This window comes from Clostridium sp. 29_15 (genome assembly GCF_001916075.1).
In the GTDB taxonomy this organism is placed as follows: domain Bacteria; phylum Bacillota; class Clostridia; order Clostridiales; family Clostridiaceae; genus Clostridium; species Clostridium lentum.
The window spans coordinates 44,003-62,062 of sequence record NZ_MNRT01000039.1 but is presented as its reverse complement, the minus strand read 5'-3'; the positions used below and the strand labels follow the sequence as shown (position 1 = coordinate 62,062).

18 protein-coding genes are annotated in these 18,060 nt (G+C 28.2%); 3 read left to right on the top strand and 15 right to left on the bottom strand.

All coding sequences use genetic code 11. The annotated features are described in order from the left end of the window. Window positions 1-130: 130 nt before the first annotated feature. The 8 genes from BHW04_RS09615 to BHW04_RS09580 all read right to left on the bottom strand — a co-directional run bounded on the left by BHW04_RS09615 (window position 131) and on the right by BHW04_RS09580 (window position 7,377). Entirely contained in the window at window positions 131-1,750 is a 1,620-nt protein-coding gene (locus BHW04_RS09615) for a MutS-related protein (RefSeq protein ID WP_302631360.1), read from the bottom strand. 15 nt (window positions 1,751-1,765) lie between these two features. Next, window positions 1,766-2,515 carry a peroxide stress protein YaaA gene (yaaA, locus tag BHW04_RS09610; protein ID WP_302631359.1) on the bottom strand — a complete coding sequence of 250 codons (750 nt, stop codon included), beginning with the start codon at window positions 2,513-2,515 and terminating at the stop codon, window positions 1,766-1,768. Window positions 2,516-2,614: 99 nt separating this feature from the next. Next, window positions 2,615-3,214, bottom strand: coding sequence for a YdcF family protein (locus BHW04_RS09605; RefSeq protein WP_302631358.1), 600 nt, complete (start codon window positions 3,212-3,214; stop codon window positions 2,615-2,617). A gap of 10 nt (window positions 3,215-3,224) precedes the next feature. After that, window positions 3,225-4,931, bottom strand: a complete 1,707-nt coding sequence (locus BHW04_RS09600) for a MutS-related protein (RefSeq protein ID WP_302631357.1) — start codon at window positions 4,929-4,931, stop codon at window positions 3,225-3,227. Window positions 4,932-4,944: 13 nt separating this feature from the next. Next, window positions 4,945-5,160: a hypothetical protein gene (locus BHW04_RS09595; protein WP_308779218.1), complete on the bottom strand. Its 216-nt coding sequence runs from the start codon at window positions 5,158-5,160 to the stop codon at window positions 4,945-4,947. A gap of 221 nt (window positions 5,161-5,381) precedes the next feature. Continuing rightward, the gene (locus BHW04_RS09590; protein ID WP_302699451.1) at window positions 5,382-5,882 is read right to left on the bottom strand and encodes a GNAT family N-acetyltransferase; all 501 of its coding nucleotides are present in this window, start codon (window positions 5,880-5,882) and stop codon (window positions 5,382-5,384) included. A 126-nt stretch (window positions 5,883-6,008) separates the two neighbouring features. Next, window positions 6,009-6,947 (bottom strand): SPFH domain-containing protein, encoded by a 939-nt coding sequence (locus BHW04_RS09585; protein WP_302631356.1) that lies wholly within the window; start codon window positions 6,945-6,947, stop codon window positions 6,009-6,011. Between the two features lies 1 nt (window position 6,948). Continuing rightward, the gene (locus BHW04_RS09580; RefSeq protein ID WP_022211110.1) at window positions 6,949-7,377 is read right to left on the bottom strand and encodes an NfeD family protein; all 429 of its coding nucleotides are present in this window, start codon (window positions 7,375-7,377) and stop codon (window positions 6,949-6,951) included. Between the two features lie 430 nt (window positions 7,378-7,807). Between BHW04_RS09580 and BHW04_RS09575 the strand changes: the two genes are divergently transcribed. Continuing rightward, entirely contained in the window at window positions 7,808-9,712 is a 1,905-nt protein-coding gene (locus BHW04_RS09575) for an NAD(+) synthase (RefSeq protein WP_302699450.1), read from the top strand. Window positions 9,713-9,759: 47 nt separating this feature from the next. On the opposite strand, the gene BHW04_RS09570 is transcribed toward BHW04_RS09575, so the two are convergent. From BHW04_RS09570 to BHW04_RS09545, 6 genes are all read right to left on the bottom strand, one after another. Continuing rightward, on the bottom strand, window positions 9,760-11,688 hold the full coding sequence (locus BHW04_RS09570; protein WP_302699449.1) for an HIRAN domain-containing protein: 1,929 nt from the start codon (window positions 11,686-11,688) through the stop codon (window positions 9,760-9,762). 108 nt (window positions 11,689-11,796) lie between these two features. Continuing rightward, window positions 11,797-12,657: an NAD(P)/FAD-dependent oxidoreductase gene (locus BHW04_RS09565; protein WP_022211107.1), complete on the bottom strand. Its 861-nt coding sequence runs from the start codon at window positions 12,655-12,657 to the stop codon at window positions 11,797-11,799. Window positions 12,658-12,673: 16 nt separating this feature from the next. Further along, a complete protein-coding gene (trxA, locus tag BHW04_RS09560) occupies window positions 12,674-12,988 on the bottom strand; it encodes a thioredoxin (protein ID WP_186834816.1) in 315 nt (104 codons plus the stop codon). 227 nt (window positions 12,989-13,215) lie between these two features. Next, complete coding sequence (locus BHW04_RS09555) at window positions 13,216-14,931, bottom strand: ABC transporter ATP-binding protein (protein ID WP_302699448.1); 1,716 nt, start codon at window positions 14,929-14,931, stop codon at window positions 13,216-13,218. 21 nt (window positions 14,932-14,952) lie between these two features. Next, window positions 14,953-15,375, bottom strand: a complete 423-nt coding sequence (locus BHW04_RS09550) for a YaaR family protein (RefSeq protein ID WP_302623494.1) — start codon at window positions 15,373-15,375, stop codon at window positions 14,953-14,955. Window positions 15,376-15,455: 80 nt separating this feature from the next. Continuing rightward, window positions 15,456-15,842 (bottom strand): hypothetical protein, encoded by a 387-nt coding sequence (locus tag BHW04_RS09545; RefSeq protein WP_302653278.1) that lies wholly within the window; start codon window positions 15,840-15,842, stop codon window positions 15,456-15,458. A gap of 263 nt (window positions 15,843-16,105) precedes the next feature. Between BHW04_RS09545 and BHW04_RS09540 the strand changes: the two genes are divergently transcribed. Together BHW04_RS09540 and BHW04_RS09535 are read left to right on the top strand one after the other, a co-directional pair. Next, complete coding sequence (locus BHW04_RS09540; RefSeq protein ID WP_302631016.1) at window positions 16,106-16,660, top strand: restriction endonuclease; 555 nt, start codon at window positions 16,106-16,108, stop codon at window positions 16,658-16,660. Further along, window positions 16,653-17,144, top strand: a complete 492-nt coding sequence (locus tag BHW04_RS09535) for a restriction endonuclease (RefSeq protein WP_022211101.1) — start codon at window positions 16,653-16,655, stop codon at window positions 17,142-17,144. Before BHW04_RS09540 ends, BHW04_RS09535 begins: the two co-directional genes overlap by 8 nt. 69 nt (window positions 17,145-17,213) lie before the next feature. Here BHW04_RS09535 and BHW04_RS09530 read toward each other — a convergent pair whose 3' ends face one another. Next, the gene (locus tag BHW04_RS09530) at window positions 17,214-18,047 is read right to left on the bottom strand and encodes a CvfB family protein (RefSeq protein ID WP_022211100.1); all 834 of its coding nucleotides are present in this window, start codon (window positions 18,045-18,047) and stop codon (window positions 17,214-17,216) included. Between the last annotated feature and the right edge of the window lie 13 nt (window positions 18,048-18,060).

Genomic DNA, 18,060 nt, shown 5'->3' with positions numbered 1-18,060 from the left:
TATAAATATATATATTTATATATAAAAAAAGCCACATGCTTATGCATGCAGCAAAAAACTACGTAACCCTGCTCCGGCTCCTTATTATTTTGTACAGTTTGGACGCTTTATATTCTTAAAGATACATAAATCAGATTATTTTATCAAGCTCTTTAGCATATTCTTTAGAATATTCAGTTATTTCCTTAGGATATCCTACATATTCTAACACCTTAATGGCATTTCTAGTTTTAGATATTCCATTTTTTATCTTATAATCAAAAGTCATTCCATTTTTCTTATCAACATTTTCAGCAAAATACCTAAATTCATATTTATCCTTTAACATATCCGTTAGCTCTCTATCATGAGTAGCCACAAATGTTATGGCATTATATCTGTTTATATATTCTAAAATTGCAGCCGATGATGCAACTCTTTCAATAGGATTTGTCCCTCTAAATATTTCATCTATCATGCAAAATACAGGTACTTCTTTTCTAAGTGCTTCAATAATTCTAAGAATCCCCTCAACTTCTGCCATATAATAGCTTTTTCCAGCATTAACATCATCCTTAGGACTTATTGAAGTAACTATATTAAATATTGAGCCTTCATATTTTTCTGCTAGTACCAAATCAAAAACTTGCGCAAGAATAATATTTACTCCCACCATCCTTAAGAATGTTGATTTACCAGACATATTGCTTCCTGTAAGCACCATTCCCTTTTTATTTAAATGTATTGTATTGGCAACAGGTTCTTCTAGTAATGGATGTATTCCATTTACTATATTTATATTAACCTGATTTTTAAACACAGGCTTTGTTATATATTCTTCCTTAGCCTCTATGAATCCACATATAGATATATATGCTTCTATTTCTCCTAAAAGTTCGTATAGTTTTAAGATACCTTCCTTTTTATCATTTAATTCATTAATTACTCCATAGTAAGCACTTTCAACAGTTAAAAATGGTACTGAAAATATTTCAAGAAACCCTCCATACATGGTAAAAATATGTATTATGCTTATCTTACTTACAACTCCCTGAAGCCCTTTCATAACCTTTTTTATTTCTTTATTATTTACTATACTCTCACCTTTAAGTTTACCTATCTTTTCTGCTGCATCTAGCATCCTATTTAAATAAATAAGGCCTCCAGTGGAAACATTTTTACGTTCCTTTTCTGCAATAAAAAGATTAATCCACATATTTAAAGCCAAGGCAGCTAAAAATTCTGGTCTTTGTAGAAATATGGACAGTAGTAAAAATGTTATGGGCATTACTTTCCCTAAGATATTGTATATTATATACTTACTCTTATTAGGTTTTCTTTCGCTTTCAATCATTTCAATAAACCTATTCTTCTTATCATATCCCAAGTTAAAGAAAATTAACTTTAGTTTAGCTCTTAAGTCTATATCATTTTTTATAGCTTCTATATTCTTTCCTCTTTCAACTATTTCTTCTTTATTAATAAGAGGATTTCTTAGCATACTATACAAAATTGCTTCTCCCACACTGGAGTAACTTCTATCTATTTTTCTAAATACTTCATCCATATTCAAATCATACCAAGTCTGATCATCTAATGTATATTCATCTTCCTCTCTCATATCAAAAAAGCATCTTATGTCATCTATAGCTGTAACTATCCTCTTTTCCTCTCCATGATATCTTTTAAAAACTTCTAATTTTCCTTTTTTGTCATTTACTACATAATATACTGCAAAAATAACTATAATTAAAATCATTAAATATCCCATATTACCCTCCTCAGCTTATATTTGTTTTAAAAAAACAAATTCTTTATCAGTAGAATATTCTGCTGAATACTTAAATGATAAGTCAACGAATTTCTTAATATCATCTATCTCTGTAATATTATTAGAAGCCATATATCTTACCATTAGTCCTCTAGCCATTTTAGCCTCTGTAGCTTTAACTTTTATTTTTCCATCTTCATTAAGTTCCCCAAAGACACAAGTTATAAAAACATCATCTTCACTTAAATATTTCTCTATACATTTACTATATTCCTTTGATGCTAAATTCAAGATCACATTACTTTCTTTTCTTAATTCATTGTACAGGCTATCCCCCCAAAATTCATAAAGATTTTTCTTATCATCTACCTTAAGCTTTGCTTGCATTTCTAATCTATAAGGTACTACACCATCAAAAGGATTAAGAACACCATAAAATCCTGATAAAATCTTTAAATGAGATTTTACATAATCAAACTCTCCCTCACTAAAAGAATCTGGCGACATATATTTATACTGAATCCCTTCATATGTCAAAATAGCTGGCGATAGATTTCTAGCTAAATCCATATACTTATACCTATCATAATTTAATTCTGCTATATCATCATTACATGAAAGCAACTTCTTTAATTCATCATAAGAAAGTGATTTTAATTTATCATAAAGGATATTAGTTTTATCCATAAATACTGGTTTATATTCATTAACTAAATCATCATTATTTACATTCATCTTTTTTGCAGGTGAAATAATTATGTTCATACTTTTTCAACTCCTAATATTAATTATTATTTAGTATAACATATTATTTACCTTTTAAAAATAAAGTTTAATAAAGTAAAATAGAGTATTTTTTCCACTCTATTTTCTTATATACTTATCTTTAAATATATCTTTAAACTGATTTCCACACCTTTCAAGCTCTCCCAAAACAGTAATTATACCTTCTTCACTACTAAACCAATTTTCCTTATTAATTCCTTTAACTTCTGAAGGGCAAATAATAAAATTAGTGTTCTCATATACAGTTTCATAGTACATAAGACAACGTCTTGCATGAAAGCTTTTGCAACAGATAATTGCAGTTTTTATTTCCATATCTAATTTATCGGTAACCATTTTTGAATATAAAGCATTTTCATATGTAAAAGTTGCTTTATCTTCTTTTAATATTGCCTCTTCCTTGACTCCGTTTTTAATTAATACATCTTTAAGGAATTCCCATTCTGTTTCATATTCTTTATTATATATATGATTCTTGGAAGATACGCCAGAAAAACTCCCTAGAAGCTTGCTATACCTTCCAGAGGGCAATACATATGGTGCATATCCTTCTTTCCAAAGCCTTGCAGCCTCTTCTGCAATCTCTGGATATGATCCTCCTGGCACAAAAATAATATCTGCTTTTTTTGGTTCATTACATAAAAAAATAAATTCACTAATATCCTTTAAATAAATCATTTTCTACCCTTTATAGCCTGTCCCATTTCTTATTAATTATAAAATCACTATAGATTTCATTGGCTGTATTTACAACCTCTTTATCAAAATCCATTGCCTTTAACAATTTAATGGCATTTCTTGTTTTAGAAGGCCCCTTATGAAGCTTATAATCAAATAACACTTCTTTATCTGTCACTGTTTCTCTAAAATGATAATTATCATATTTTTCTCCTAGCATCTCTGTAAGTTCCATATCATGGGTAGCCACTAAAATCTTAGCCTTTGATTCTTTGCCATAATCTAAGATAGATGCAGAGGCAGCTATTCTTTCAACGGTATTTGTCCCCTTTAAGATTTCATCTATAAAAGCTAAAACACGTATTTCACCATTTAATGAATTTAATAGTCTCTTTAAACTTTTTATTTCTGCAATAAAGTAACTATCTCCTTCTAAGATATCATCCTTAATGGCCATTGATGTCACAACCTTAGAAAACTTACATTTATAGCTAGAACATAAAGCTGTATTCAATCCTTGTGCCAAAATACAATTTAAAGCTATAGCTTTAATAAAAGTAGATTTTCCTGAAGCATTTGACCCAGTAAATATTATGTTGTCCTTTATGAAAATAGAATTTTTCACTGGCTCATCAATAAGAGGATGATAAAGGTTTTCCAACTCTATATAATCTTGCTCTAAAAATATAGGCTGACAGAATTCTTGAAGGCTTGCCCTATAATAAGCTACAGATAAAGCAAAATCTATCATTGCTATTAAATCATATATTTCTTGGAATTCTTTTTTATTCTTTTCTAATATGGAGGTCATATTATGATATGCTATTATATCTACCATAAAAAACATCTTTAAATACTCTAAAACTAAATCAGCATCTAGCAATGCTGAACTATTTTTTCTTACTAATGAATAGCTATATCTTTTTATCTTATTTAACTCTCTACAACTAGCTAATATCTTTCTAAATTTCTTTTTATATTTTCTAAATTCCTTATGATTTATTTTACATAACTTCTGACAAACAATAACATTATTTATTAAATAATTCATAATCTTAAAGCTATCTTCTAAGACAGTTTTACCACTTTGATAAAATAGTATATTGGCACAAAAGAAAAATATGGATAATCCAATTCCTATTTTAGAATTTATAATACATAACAGCAGCGAAGCAATAAATCCTCCTGCTAAAATAGGATATTTAAAATATCCTTGCACCTTATTAAATTGTGGTCTATATATAAAATTAAATACTTTTGGATCATTTAGTTTTCCAATGGTAGAAAGATTGTATCTAATTTCATTTCTTAAGTCTTCATTTTCTGAAAACACCTTAATAAGCCCTTCTAATTCATCCCATTTTTCTTTACTATACTTTATTTCCTTAATACTTTTATATAAATATGCTTCACCTAGGGTAGTATTAGTATAATTTATCCTTTGAAATACATTATTCATATCCAAATCATTCCAGGTAATTTCATCAATTACCTCTTCTTCATTTTCATTTTCATTTTCTTTCCTGGCTTTGTAAAAATCTTTTAAAAACTCTATATTAGCTTCTTTATTATAGTTTTGCGGTTCTTTACCAAAACTCTTATTATATTTTAAAAACAATTTTTCTTTTCTTTTACTACTGCTAAAATACACTGTACAAATAAATAACACTATAAGCATTGCGATAATTGCAAGCTTTGTCCACATTCCTATCTCCACTTATTCCTCCCCTTTATTCCATATTATTTTTTTCCTTTTTATCTTTTAGAGCATATTCCCTAAAGTCTTTAGTTTTAGACCAGTATTCTATTCCCCAGTTTTCAAAATTCCACTGCTCCATATATTCATTGCACTCATAATCTATATACCAAAGCACTTCATCTTTCACAATAAAATTGGTTGGAAAATAATCTATATTAATATTAAGAGGATATAATATCTTACACATATTCCGCACTTGTAAGATATATTCATCTTTCATCTTATCTTCTTCAACCTATAGCAAGGGAACTTTCTAAATAGTACCTAGCTTGCACTAAATACATTACAATTCTATCTAACATTTAAATCCCCACCCCTCTTTACTTTTACATTTTATACATAATTATACAGTAGAATATAATAAATTAAAACTGCTAAAACTGAAGATAAGCTTTTTATGAAATAACATTAATCTTCATAAAGCTTGGCCATATAGTATTCATCTACATATTTACCATCTATAATCATTGCATTCTTTCTAGTGCCTTCTATTTCAAATCCATTCTTTTCATAAAGATGTTTAGCTACTATATTAGAAGAAACAACAGTAAGTTCAAGCCTTGTTAGATTATTTTCTCTAGCCCATTTATCAAGTTCTGAAAATAATTTACTGCCAATTCCCATGCCCCTATACTTTTCTCGTATGCCAACAACAACATAGCCAGTATGTCTAATTCTTCTAGGTACCCCTCTTTCCACTGAAAGAAAACCAATTATCTCAGTGCCTTCAGTTGCTACTAAAATTAAATTGTCACCTTTTATGGTGTTTTCTATTTTTCTTCTTGCTATATCAATGCTATTAGAACGTTCCTCTGGTTCAAACATCATAAATTTAGTTTCCTTATCTAAATTTAAAAGCATTTCTAAATAACTATTTGCATCTTCCATTTTAATCTTTCTAATATTCATTTTTACCACCTTATAAAATATTACATATTTTCAATTACTTGTTATTATATCTATATTTCAATACCTTTTCAATGATAATGTAACTAAAAAAGGAACTCACAAGAGTTCCTTAATTAACATAATTTATTATTTATCTTTTTTAAGCATTTCTCCAATGGCAGCAATACTACCTAATGATGATAAGGTCTCATTTGGTAATATAAGCTTATTAGCTGGATTATTAGCCATTTCTTTAAGAGCTTCAACTTGTTTAAGTGCTATAACTCTTTCATCAGTACCAGAGTTAATAATAGCTTGGTTAACTTTCATAATTGCTTCTGATTCTGCTTTAGCAATTTGTTCAATAGCATTAGCTTTACCTTCTGCTTCAAGAAGTTGAGATTCTCTTAAACCTTCAGCCCTTCTAATATTAGCTTGTTTTTCAGCTTCTGCAGCTAATATTTTAGCTTGTTTTTCACCTTCTGCCTTTTCAATTTGAGATTGTCTTAACCCCTCTGCTTGAAGGATCATAGCTCTCTTATCTCTTTCAGCTTTCATTTGTTTTTCCATAGCTTCTTGTATTTCTTCTGGTGGAATTATATTTTTAATTTCTACTGATAGTATCTTAATACCATAAGCATCTGTAACCTCGTCAATGATGCTTAATAAGTTTTGATTGATTAAATCTCTTCCGCTTAGTATTTCGTCTAGTGTCATGTTACCTAATATATTTCTTATATTAGTTGTTGCTGAATAAACAATACCTGATTTATAGTCTTCAATGTTATAAACTGCATCCTTTGCATTAAGCATTTTATAAAAAATAACATTATCAACTGAAATCTTAACATTATCCTTAGTAATTACTGATTGTGGTGGTACATCTAAAATTTGTTGTTTAGTTGAAACTTTTTTTCTAACAAAATCAATGCCTGGAATAATAAAATGCCAACCTGGCTCAAGTATCCTACTGAACTGTCCTAACCTTTCTACCACATACAAATATCCTGTGTTTACTACTTTTACTGATGATAATACTACAAACAATACTATTGCAAGTACTATTACTAAAACTATTAATCCCATATTAATCCTCCTTTAATTTTACAGTTAATTTATTCCCTTCAATACCTGTAATTACAAATTTATCACCTTTATTGATCTTAGATCCTTTATTAATAACTGTCCAATATATACCGCTTACCTTTATCTCACTTTTTTCATCAATATCTTTTTCTGCTATCATTATTTTTCCAATATAAGTTTGTTCCATCAATGGTATATGATTCTTTTCAACTTTAAATTTTTTCTTTACCCATGGGTATCCTACACACACCATAGCAATTCCTATAATCAAAAATGCAAGTATTTGTATTTTTATTGCTAGTCCTAGTAATGATAAAATTATTGCTACAATTGCCCCAATGGAAAACCACATAAATATAAAGCTGCTAGTTACTATATCTATTACTACAACTAAAAATGCAATTAATAACCAAATTATTATTTCAAACACTAATTATTCCCCCTTTCAACCATTAATCTATTATTTATTTATCTTTTGTTATATTAAATTATATATCATATTGGTATAAAATAGTATATTATCTTTACCATTAACTGGTATATTCTTATATTATCATACTATTTAACACTTATCAAGATATTTTTTATTATTAAATAAGTTTTTTATTAACTCTTTTAATATTTCTATATACTTTTTATTTATATTCCTTATTTTAGCATTTTATCTTATATTTTAACCACATTACACAATATAAATCATTGATTTTCTAAGGTTTTCCTTTTATCATTATATATGAAACAAACCTCCGCTTATGTATTTTATTAGTTAGATAATATAATACTAAAGATAAGAGACAGACTCTTATGGAGAAATTGAATCACTTAATTTATTTAAAATTTAAAATAACGGAGATGATATTATGAATTTTATAAAAGTAGGGTCTGCATGTCCTGTAACCAAAGTTGCAGATGTTGATTTTAATGTAGAAAATATAAATTTATGTATTGATGAAGCTTATGATAAAGAAGTTAAGTACTTAGTATTCCCTGAACTTGCTGTAACTTCTTATACATGTGGTGACTTATTTTTAAACTCTGCTTTATTAAATGCCTCTATAAACGGTATCAAAAATATAGTTGAACACTCTCTTTACAAAGATATGCTTATAACCATAGGAGCACCTCATTTACATAATAATATATTATATAACTGTGCTTATATGATATTTAACGGTAAAATATTGGGGATTGTTCCAAAATCATATATACCTAACTATAGTGAATTTTATGAAAAAAGATGGTTTACTGAAGGTGTTAACGTAATTGATGAAACCACATCATTACCTTTCCAAGATAATATTCCTTTTGGAACAAACTTAATATTTACAGCTGGCGAAGCAAGATTTGGTGTGGAAGTTTGCGAGGATTTATGGGTAACAATTCCACCTAGTTCATACCTTTCAATAGCTGGTGCTAATATTATTGGTAACCCTTCAGCTTCTAATGAACTGGTAAGTAAAAAAGATTATAGATTATCACTTATTGAAAATCAAAGTGCTAGATGCCTTGGAGCTTATTTATACTCATCAAGCGGAGTTCATGAATCTACTACTGATTTACTATTTAGTGGTCATTTAATAGTTGCTGAAAACGGCTCAATAATAAAAGAAAATGAAAGATTCCAAAGAAATAACGAAGTTATTACAACATCTATTGATTTATTTAAATTAAATTCTGAAAGGCTAAAAAATCTAAGCTTTAGAGATATGAACAAGCTTTTACCTTTTAATATAAAAACTATAGATTTTTCCTTTAAAAACACTAAAATTACTAACTTTGACAGATATGTGGATAAACATCCTTTTGTTCCTTCAAATCCTCTTGCAAGAGATGAAAGATGTAAGGAAATATTCAATATACAATGTTCAGCTTTAGCAAAACGTCTTGAACACACTAATTTAAAGAAAGCTGTCATTGGTATTTCAGGAGGTCTTGATTCAACTTTAGCTCTTCTTGTAATAGTGAAAACATTTGATATGCTTGGAATAAACCATGAAAACATAATTACCATTACAATGCCAGGCTTTGGTACTACAGATAGAACTTATAACAATGCCTTAACTCTTTGCAGAGAATTAAACTGTGATTTAAGAGAAATTAATATAGTAAAAGCTGCTCTGCAACATTTTGAAGACATTGGTCATGATAAAGATATTCATGATGTTACTTATGAAAATGTTCAAGCTAGAGAAAGAACTCAAATACTTATGGATCTTGCCAACAAGGAAGGCGGATTATTAATAGGTACTGGTGATTTATCTGAACTTGCCCTTGGATGGTGTACTTATAATGGAGATCATATGAGCATGTATTCAGTAAATCCGTCAATTCCTAAGACTTTAGTAAGATATCTTGTAAAATATGTGGCAGAAAAGGAATCTACTGAAGAAGTTAAAGAAACTCTTTTAGATATATTAGATACTCCTGTGAGCCCTGAACTTCTTCCAAAAGGAAAGGATGGAGACATTGTTCAAAAGACTGAAGATATAGTAGGACCTTATGAATTACATGATTTCTTCCTATATCATTTTATTAAACATGGTTCTTCAAAAGAAAGAATTCAATTCTTAGCAGAAGTGGCCTTTAAGGATGATTACTCTCCAGAAGAAATTGCCAAATGGCTAGATAAGTTTATTTACAGATTCTTTACTCAACAATTTAAGAGAAGTGCCCTTCCAGATGGTCCAAAGGTTGGTTCTATCTCGCTTAGCCCAAGAGGAGACTGGAGAATGCCTTCAGATGCTTCATTTAAAAGCTTTAGATAATTAAAAATGACGGAGATTGCTATCCGTCATTTTTAATTACATATCTTTTAATTTAAATATCCCATTGATTGATCTGTTACCATATTAAATGTATCCTTAACTTCTCTCATTACATCAACATAACTTAAATATACCTTTATTTCCATAGACTTATAATCTTCATCTACTTTCTTTATCTGTCCATATAAGATTTTACCCCAATCCATTAAATTTTTTAATATATAATTATTTTCTTTTGATACATAACCTAGTAAATATCCCTTTTCTGTTAACACCATAATAGCATTTTCAGCTTCAGCATTATCCTTATCCCTCTTTAAATAAACTAATGCTCCTGATCTTATTTTATTTTCTACAATGGTCAAATCAAATTTATCCATATCTTCCACCTTGGTTATAGTTAAAAATGCATCTTTTGTATATGGAGATACCCTTACATCACCAATGTTTTCATATTGCCTTTTCTTTTTGCTATTAAGTCCATCTAAAAATCTTATAATACTTTGCTTAAGCTCCTTATTTACTTCTCTTTTATAACACCCTTCAATAATATGAATATAGTTGTTTAAATATTCATAATTTATGCCCCTTAAATTATTAAGTGCTGCTCGTCTAGTTGGAGTATATCTTGCACTTAAAGCCTTTATGTTTATATCAATATATTTATCTTTTAGTTCATCCATATATGACACAATTAAATATAAACAGCTATCAACAATATATCTATAATCTAGATTTTCCTCATCTAAAGGTTCCGCTCCTCCTGTGACCCTATCTATATCCAAATATACTTTTGCAAACTCAATAAGCTTTTCTTTTGATTCTTTATCACATTCAGTCATAATATAATTGTAAATGCTAACTTGTGACGAATCCTTCCATAATCGTTCTTCAAAATCGCCATATTGAAGACATACATTTATAGCTAATGCTATATCAACTATTTCATCCACATCACTACTTTCATCAGAAAGCGCCCTCTTAATAACGCCATCATTATTGTCACTCATTATAATATTCTTCATTTCCTCTATCTTTATCTTATCATCAGATGACATTGATATCACTTCCATCAGCTGTACATCATCTTTATCTTCCTTTAAAAATAATGATAATAATTCACACATTACATATAGAGAATTAAAATTCTTACCAAACTTTCTATAATAATTCCAATATCCATATACTATATCTATAGTTATGTGTTCAATAAAAAATCCTTTTAATGTGTACAATTCTTTCAGCTTTTTAGTCAATAAATTATACTTTTCTTCTGTATATTCATCACCAAAGAAGTATTCAATATAATAATCATTATTATAAGTCATTGCCACAAGGACAGTCTCCAACATTTCATTATCTGCTTCTGCTTCAATTACCCATTTCTTTATTTCTTCATTTATATATTCTAAATTAGTTATGGCCATTATCTTGCCATAACCTCTTGATGCTTTTGCTATTTCAAAAATTATGCTATTGCATTTATCATATTCCTTAAGGCCTTCTATACAGTAAAAGATAAATTCATTATGATTTGAAAAAGCCTTTAATATTTCTTCTGCCTCTTCATTGGCACAATATCTCAACAGTGATAACGCAAATTTTATTCCTTCAACATCATCACTATCTAATAAATAATTTTGTGCTGCTGAAAAAATATTATTCTTACTTATTAATCCTTCTTTAATATAAACATTTAATTTTTCTTCAAAGGCAAAATAATATCTTACTAAAGGATTACTATTTAAATAATTTATTATATCATCATCAACATATTGTCTATCATTATTTCCAAAGAACATCTCAATAAGTTCTGTAGCTAACTGATTTTTCACTTCTGCTTCTAGAGGGTCATTTAGATATAATTCTTCACAATCATTTTTACCCGCTTCACTTAAATCCTGATTTTTATAAACGCTATATCCATATTTATTCCAATGTTCCATTAAATTTTTATATAATTTATTTACAACCATATCTCTTCCCCCTTTTTACACCATATATGTATAATTGTAACATATATTCACAAAAATAATAGGTTATCATTAAATAATTTTAACGACAACCTATCTTTAAATAATATATTATTTAGCTAATCCATCTAAATATTTAACTGCACTTAAAGCAGCAATATTACCTTCACCTGCTGATTTTATATATTGGTATGGTACTCCAACACAATCTCCAGCTGCAAAACATCCTGGTATATTTGTAGCCATAGTTCTATCAACTTTAATGTGGCCATTTTCCATCAGTAGCCCTGGAACAAGCTGTCCAGGTGATATACTATCTCTTAATACAAAAACTCCATCGCTTTCAATTTCTTTATCTTTAAATCTAACAGCATTTACTTTTGTATCTCCTAGTATTTCTAACGGTCTATCAACTACTACTTCTATGTCATCTTTAAGATCATATTCATCTTTATACATAGCAACATAGTTTACTTTAGAAGCTAATTCACTAACATAATTTGCTTCTTCTTCAGCTTCTTTATTATATCCTATGACAGTTACAACCTTATCTCTATATAAAGGTGCATCACAAGTTGCACAATATCCTACACCTTTTCCTAGCAGTCTTTCTTCACCTTCTAAAGTCTTACCAACTTCCATTCCAGTGGCTAAAATAATAGCTTTAGCTTCATACATTTTTTCATTTACCATAAGAGCAAAATATTCACCCATTGCATAAATATTATTAACTCTTTCTTCAGTAATTTTAATATCCATTGAAGCTACATGTTCTTTAAATTTTTCCGCTAGGTCTTTTCCTGTAACACCATAAAAACCTAAATAATTATTTATCTTTGATGCTTTAGTTATCTTATTTGATAAATTATTATTCCCAAATACAATAAAACTTTTATTTCTAATCTTTGCATTTAATGCTGCTGATAATCCTGCTGGCCCACTTCCAATTATAGCAATATCGACTCTTTCCACTTAGCACCTCTATATCTTAAAGATGTTTAGCTATTGCATTCTTTAATTGATCTTTAGGCATAAATCCAACTAAAGTATCAACTGGAGCACCATCTTTAAATACCATTATTGTTGGAATACTTGCAACTCTATATTTACCAGCTAAATTAGGGCATTCATCTACATTAGCTTTAACAAACTTAGCATTTGTTAATTCTCCTGCAACTTCTTCAAATATAGGTCCTATCATCTTACATGGACCACACCATTCAGCCCAGAAATCTACTACTGAAATCCCATCGAATTCTACTACCTTAGATACAAAATCATTTTCACTTATATGTTCTACCATTTTAAATCCTCCTTGTACCCCCATGGGGTATTTCCTTGTTTAAATTCTACAACTACTTTATAAATAAGTCAATACACTATTTATACATCATTATTCTATGCAATATAATTTTATTTTAAACTTAATGCCGTAAAAAAAGTGAAACACCCTCTATATTTAAAACTTATCTTTCACATAGATATACATCTAAATATTATATGTCAACCTTTTTATCCTAATTTTTTAAGTTAGCTGATACTCTTATGTTTTTCTGCATATTTATTTAATTCTGCATATATTCCGTCTTTTCTTAATAGTTCTTCATGGTTTCCTCTCTCCTCAATACCCTTATCTGTAAGCACTATTATTTCATTTGCATTTTTAATAGTAGATAACCTATGAGCAACTACAATTGTAGTTCTTCCCTTGCATAATTCTTCTAAAGATTTTTGTATTAAGAATTCTGTCACATTATCTAAAGCAGAAGTAGCTTCATCTAAAATTAATATTGGAGGATTCTTAAGAAATACTCTAGCAATGGATAACCTTTGTTTCTGTCCTCCAGAAAGCTTGACTCCTCTTTCTCCTATGAAAGTATCATATCCATCTGGAAGGCTAATAATAAACTTATGAATATTAGCTCTTTTAGCAGCTTCTATTATTTCATCATCAGTTGCATCCTGCTTACCATATTTAATATTTTCCTTAATAGTTCCAGTAAATAGGAATACTTCTTGCTGTACAATACCAATATTGCTTCTTAATGATTCTAGTGATAAATCATAAATACTCTTATTATCTATTAATATATCACCTCCATCAACATCATAAAACCTTGGTATAAGATTACATAAAGTACTTTTCCCACCACCAGAAGGTCCAACTAACGCAAGCATTTTTCCTGCTTCTATATTAAGACTTAATCCATTTAACACCTTATTATCTTCATAACTAAAATGAATATTATCAAAAGTAATTTTCCCTTTAACCTCTCTTAGGTTTTCATTACCTTCTTTTTCTTCTTCCTCTTCCATAATGGTAAGGTATCTCTTAAATCCTGTCATACCATTTTGATATTGTTCCATAAAGTCCACTATAGTTTTTATTGGTTGCTTAAATAATTTTATATATAATACATATGCTAAGAAATCTCCAAGATTTATTAAATCATAATAAGTAAATAGTCCACCAATTATTAAAACTACATAATCTAAAAGATCTAGTCCAAAATTCACTCCCGAAGAGTATTCTGCCATAACCTTGTACGCTTTTTCTCTTGCTTCCTTAAACCTAACATTTCCCTTTTCAAACTTTTCTTCTTCATACTTCTGTCCTAAAAAAGCCTTAGATGTTCTAATTCCTGCTATGGAATTTTCTAAAGTTGAATTTACTTCCGCTGTTTCAATTCTCGTTTGCATAAAAGCCTTTTTCATCTTTTTTCTTTGATATAAGGTAAAAATAACTATAACAGGAAGCACTGTAAATATGATAAGAGTAAGCTTTATATTTATTCCTGCTAATATTATAAATGAACCAATAAACATTATTGCTGAAATAAATATATTTTCCGGACCATGATGAGCAAGTTCAGAAATCTCCATTAAATCATTAATCATTCTACTCATTATTTCACCGGTTTTGGTATTATCAAAATACTTATTAGGAAGCCTTTCTAAATGATTAAATAGCTCCTTTCTCATGTCCGCCTGCATTCTTACACCAACTACATGTCCCCAATATTGCATAAAATATGCACATGCTGCTTTGATTAAATATAATATAATTAAAACTACTGCAAATACACCTATAGTTCTTATATTCCTATTAGGTATAGTTTCATTAATCAATGTTCTTGTAAGCATTGGATATATTAATTCACATACCGATGCTATGGTCGCCACCAACAAATCTAAAAAAAATAATTTTTTATATGGTTTATAAAATTTTATAAAATTTTTTAACATTAATTTTCTCCCGTATTTTATTTATCTATAAATATCTACCACTAACCCCTGTATCTCATCAACAGTTGCTGCAATATTTATATTTTCCATTTCTCCATTTAAAAATGCAGATGTTAATTCCTCAAGCTTTCCATCTATAGTATTTACTGTGATAAAATATTGAGTTTGCCAAAAGCTTATATCTTTTTTAGTTTCATACATATATTTCAATACAGATTCTAGATACTCCTTAATCATCTTTTTGTAATTTACTACATCTATATAAGTCTTTGTTATCACAAGCCTATTACCTTTCTTTTTTATATCATCAATAAGCTGCTTAAGCTGTTCTTGCGAACGCCTGTCTCTAGCTTGATTAAAACTTTGGGAAAAATCCTTTTTGTTCCCTGATACTTTTACTTCCTGAGTTAATGCATTTCCTCTTTGAATTCTTCCAATCTCCATATTATTCACCCTCTGTTTACTTATTTTTTATATAAATAATGCTTAAGATACATATGTGCTATGCCATCTTAAGCTTTTATTTATATTGAAAAATACTCTTTTATAATTTCTAAATCTTCATGAGAAAAATTATACTGTTCTATATCTTTTTTTCCTATCCATCTTACAGTGTTAATTGTTTTATGTGTAGTGATATACTCTCTTACTGTTCCTGTATAAACTTGAATAGTTTCATCACCATTTTCATTAGCACTATATTCCTTAAAATTCTCTAAATCAAAGATAGTACATTTTATATCTTTATCTACAGCTTTTATTATAGCTCTTTCTGCTGTTTCTTTTCCCTTTAATTCTTTCCCAAATAACCCCCATTGCTTTGGAGTGTTCTTTCCTTTTCCCCTTTCTGCAATAAGTATATTTTTAAAATCGTCGTAAATAACTATAGTAGATTTAACAACCTTTCCCATACTTTCCTCCACTACTTTAATTGATAAAAAATTGTCAATCAATTTATATATATTTTTTTTAGTCTTATATCTATTATAACTTTCTAACAAAAATATTCAAATATTTTTTTATTTTTATCACTTTTAATATTTTTTTATCTTTTTCTTTTATATATTAAGTTGTTGAATAAACAAAATTTGTAAAAATTAGTTATTCAATAATCCATTATATGTATAATAGATTATTTTTACGGATATACTACAAACTAAGAGGTGATATATTTATGAAATTTTTAATTTATTTAATAATATTTTTTTCTTTATTCTTTATTATAAAAATTATTAATTATTTGCTTCAATTAAAACAGCATTCAATAATTAAAGAAATTAATGATATGCAAAAAAGTAAAGGATTTTTATCTATTAAAGACTTAATGGATATTGATTCTTGTAATTTATTATCCTTGGTAAATACTTATCTTACCAAAAAAGGATATAAAGATATCAGAGTTATTAAGAATTCTGATATTTCAGCCCCATCTTTAACCTGTTACTTAAACGAAGATAATATTTATATTTCTCTTATTTCCTACAGAAATAAAGAATCTGATTTAACAAATAAACCTTGGCTTGATATATTTATTGCTAATATGGTAAAGCATCAATGTAAAAATGGATTTTTATTTACTAATTCAGTTTTTAATACTGATTATATTGAAACTGTCAATAACTTCAATAATAATTCTTCTTTTAAAATTAAGTTGATAGATGGCTATGAACTTAGCAGATTTATTAGAAATTTAAATGGAATTACTTCTAAGGAGGCTAAATATGTTTGATTATATTTATATATTTTTGATACTTATCTCTCCTTTTATCGGTAAGCTTATTAAAAATATCTATATCATTTATAAGCTAAAAAAGGAATACGTTGAATCCACAGATATCTTAAATTACATGTGCTCATTAACCAAGGATGAATTTGCAATTTGGACTTGTGATTTTTTATATAATAACAACTTTAGCAATATTGTTACTTGTTCAAACTCTCAATGTCATTCACAAGATATAGTATGCACTAAAGATCAAAATACATTTTATGTACTTTGTAAGCAATCATCTAGTACTGAAAGTCTTACTAAAGATGATATTGATTCTTTGTTAGGCTCCATGGTTTTAGATAATATTCATAAAGGAATTGTAGTGACTACAGGTAAAATAAGCAAAACTATTAAAGATTCTCTTTCTTCTATCCCTAATGATTACTATATTCAAATTATCTCTGGTGATGATTTAAAGTATAGCATTAATCACCCTAAATAATTTAATTTATAATTAATATAAAAATATAGGTAAATCAACTTTTCTGATTTACCTATATTTTTTCATAAACTATAATAATCTACATCCCTCTGCATCTTGTGCTATTAATCCTTTTTTCATTAATCCACCTAAAGCCATTTTAAAGTAATTTTTACTTGTTCCAAAAGTTATTTTTATATCTTCAGGGCTTGATTTATCATTGAAAGTCATAAACCCTCCATTTTTTTTCATATATTTAACAATTTTTTCTTGAAGGGCATCTCTTTCATTTAATCTTGTCTTTCTAGGTGTTAAACCAATTACGCCATCTTCATATACTCTTTTAACTCTTAATTTCATTTCTTGACCTGGATGAACTTCGAAATAGTATTCATTTGGTAATACTAACCCCTTATATTTTCCATCTATGGCAACATTTAAAGTTCCAGCTGGTGTTTTTGAATATACCATTGCAGTAACTTCGTCACCTACTTTATATCCTTCACCAATTTCTATGTAATTTTCAACTTCAGTTGTTGCTGCTAATCTATCTGTCTTATCTACATAAATATAGAATAAATATTTCTTACCAGTATGTAATTTATATCTTTGCTCTTTTAGAGGAACAAAAATATCCCTATCTAAACCGAAATCTATGAATGCACCAAATTCACTTTGTTGTACAACTTTTAAATACGCAACGTCAAAAGCCTTTGCTAAAGGCTTTTTAAATGTAGCTAAAGCTCTATCCTTTGAATCTCTATATATAAATACTTCTACTTCATCACCAACACTTACTTTATTTCCTTCTAGTAATGATTTTGGAAGTAGTACTTCAGCTCTTCCATCTAATTCTCTTAAATAAAATCCAAAGTCTTTTTCTCTATCAACTTTCATTTTATTATACTCGCCTATTCTTAACATGTAGACCTCCTAA

Coding starts and splice junctions, on each gene's coding strand:
- BHW04_RS09590 (WP_302699451.1), bottom strand. CDS start 5,882: ATGAATATTAGAAAGATTAAAATGGAAGATGCAAATAGTTATTTAGAA.
- BHW04_RS09540 (WP_302631016.1), top strand. CDS start 16,106: ATGAAATTTTTAATTTATTTAATAATATTTTTTTCTTTATTCTTTATT.
- BHW04_RS09550 (WP_302623494.1), bottom strand. CDS start 15,375: ATGGAGATTGGAAGAATTCAAAGAGGAAATGCATTAACTCAGGAAGTA.
- yaaA (WP_302631359.1), bottom strand. CDS start 2,515: ATGAACATAATTATTTCACCTGCAAAAAAGATGAATGTAAATAATGAT.
- BHW04_RS09530 (WP_022211100.1), bottom strand. CDS start 18,047: ATGTTAAGAATAGGCGAGTATAATAAAATGAAAGTTGATAGAGAAAAA.
- BHW04_RS09555 (WP_302699448.1), bottom strand. CDS start 14,931: ATGTTAAAAAATTTTATAAAATTTTATAAACCATATAAAAAATTATTT.
- trxA (WP_186834816.1), bottom strand. CDS start 12,988: ATGGTAGAACATATAAGTGAAAATGATTTTGTATCTAAGGTAGTAGAA.
- BHW04_RS09615 (WP_302631360.1), bottom strand. CDS start 1,750: ATGGGATATTTAATGATTTTAATTATAGTTATTTTTGCAGTATATTAT.
- BHW04_RS09570 (WP_302699449.1), bottom strand. CDS start 11,688: ATGGTTGTAAATAAATTATATAAAAATTTAATGGAACATTGGAATAAA.
- BHW04_RS09575 (WP_302699450.1), top strand. CDS start 7,808: ATGAATTTTATAAAAGTAGGGTCTGCATGTCCTGTAACCAAAGTTGCA.
- BHW04_RS09595 (WP_308779218.1), bottom strand. CDS start 5,160: ATGTGTAAGATATTATATCCTCTTAATATTAATATAGATTATTTTCCA.
- BHW04_RS09545 (WP_302653278.1), bottom strand. CDS start 15,842: ATGGGAAAGGTTGTTAAATCTACTATAGTTATTTACGACGATTTTAAA.
- BHW04_RS09585 (WP_302631356.1), bottom strand. CDS start 6,947: ATGGGATTAATAGTTTTAGTAATAGTACTTGCAATAGTATTGTTTGTA.
- BHW04_RS09535 (WP_022211101.1), top strand. CDS start 16,653: ATGTTTGATTATATTTATATATTTTTGATACTTATCTCTCCTTTTATC.
- BHW04_RS09605 (WP_302631358.1), bottom strand. CDS start 3,214: ATGATTTATTTAAAGGATATTAGTGAATTTATTTTTTTATGTAATGAA.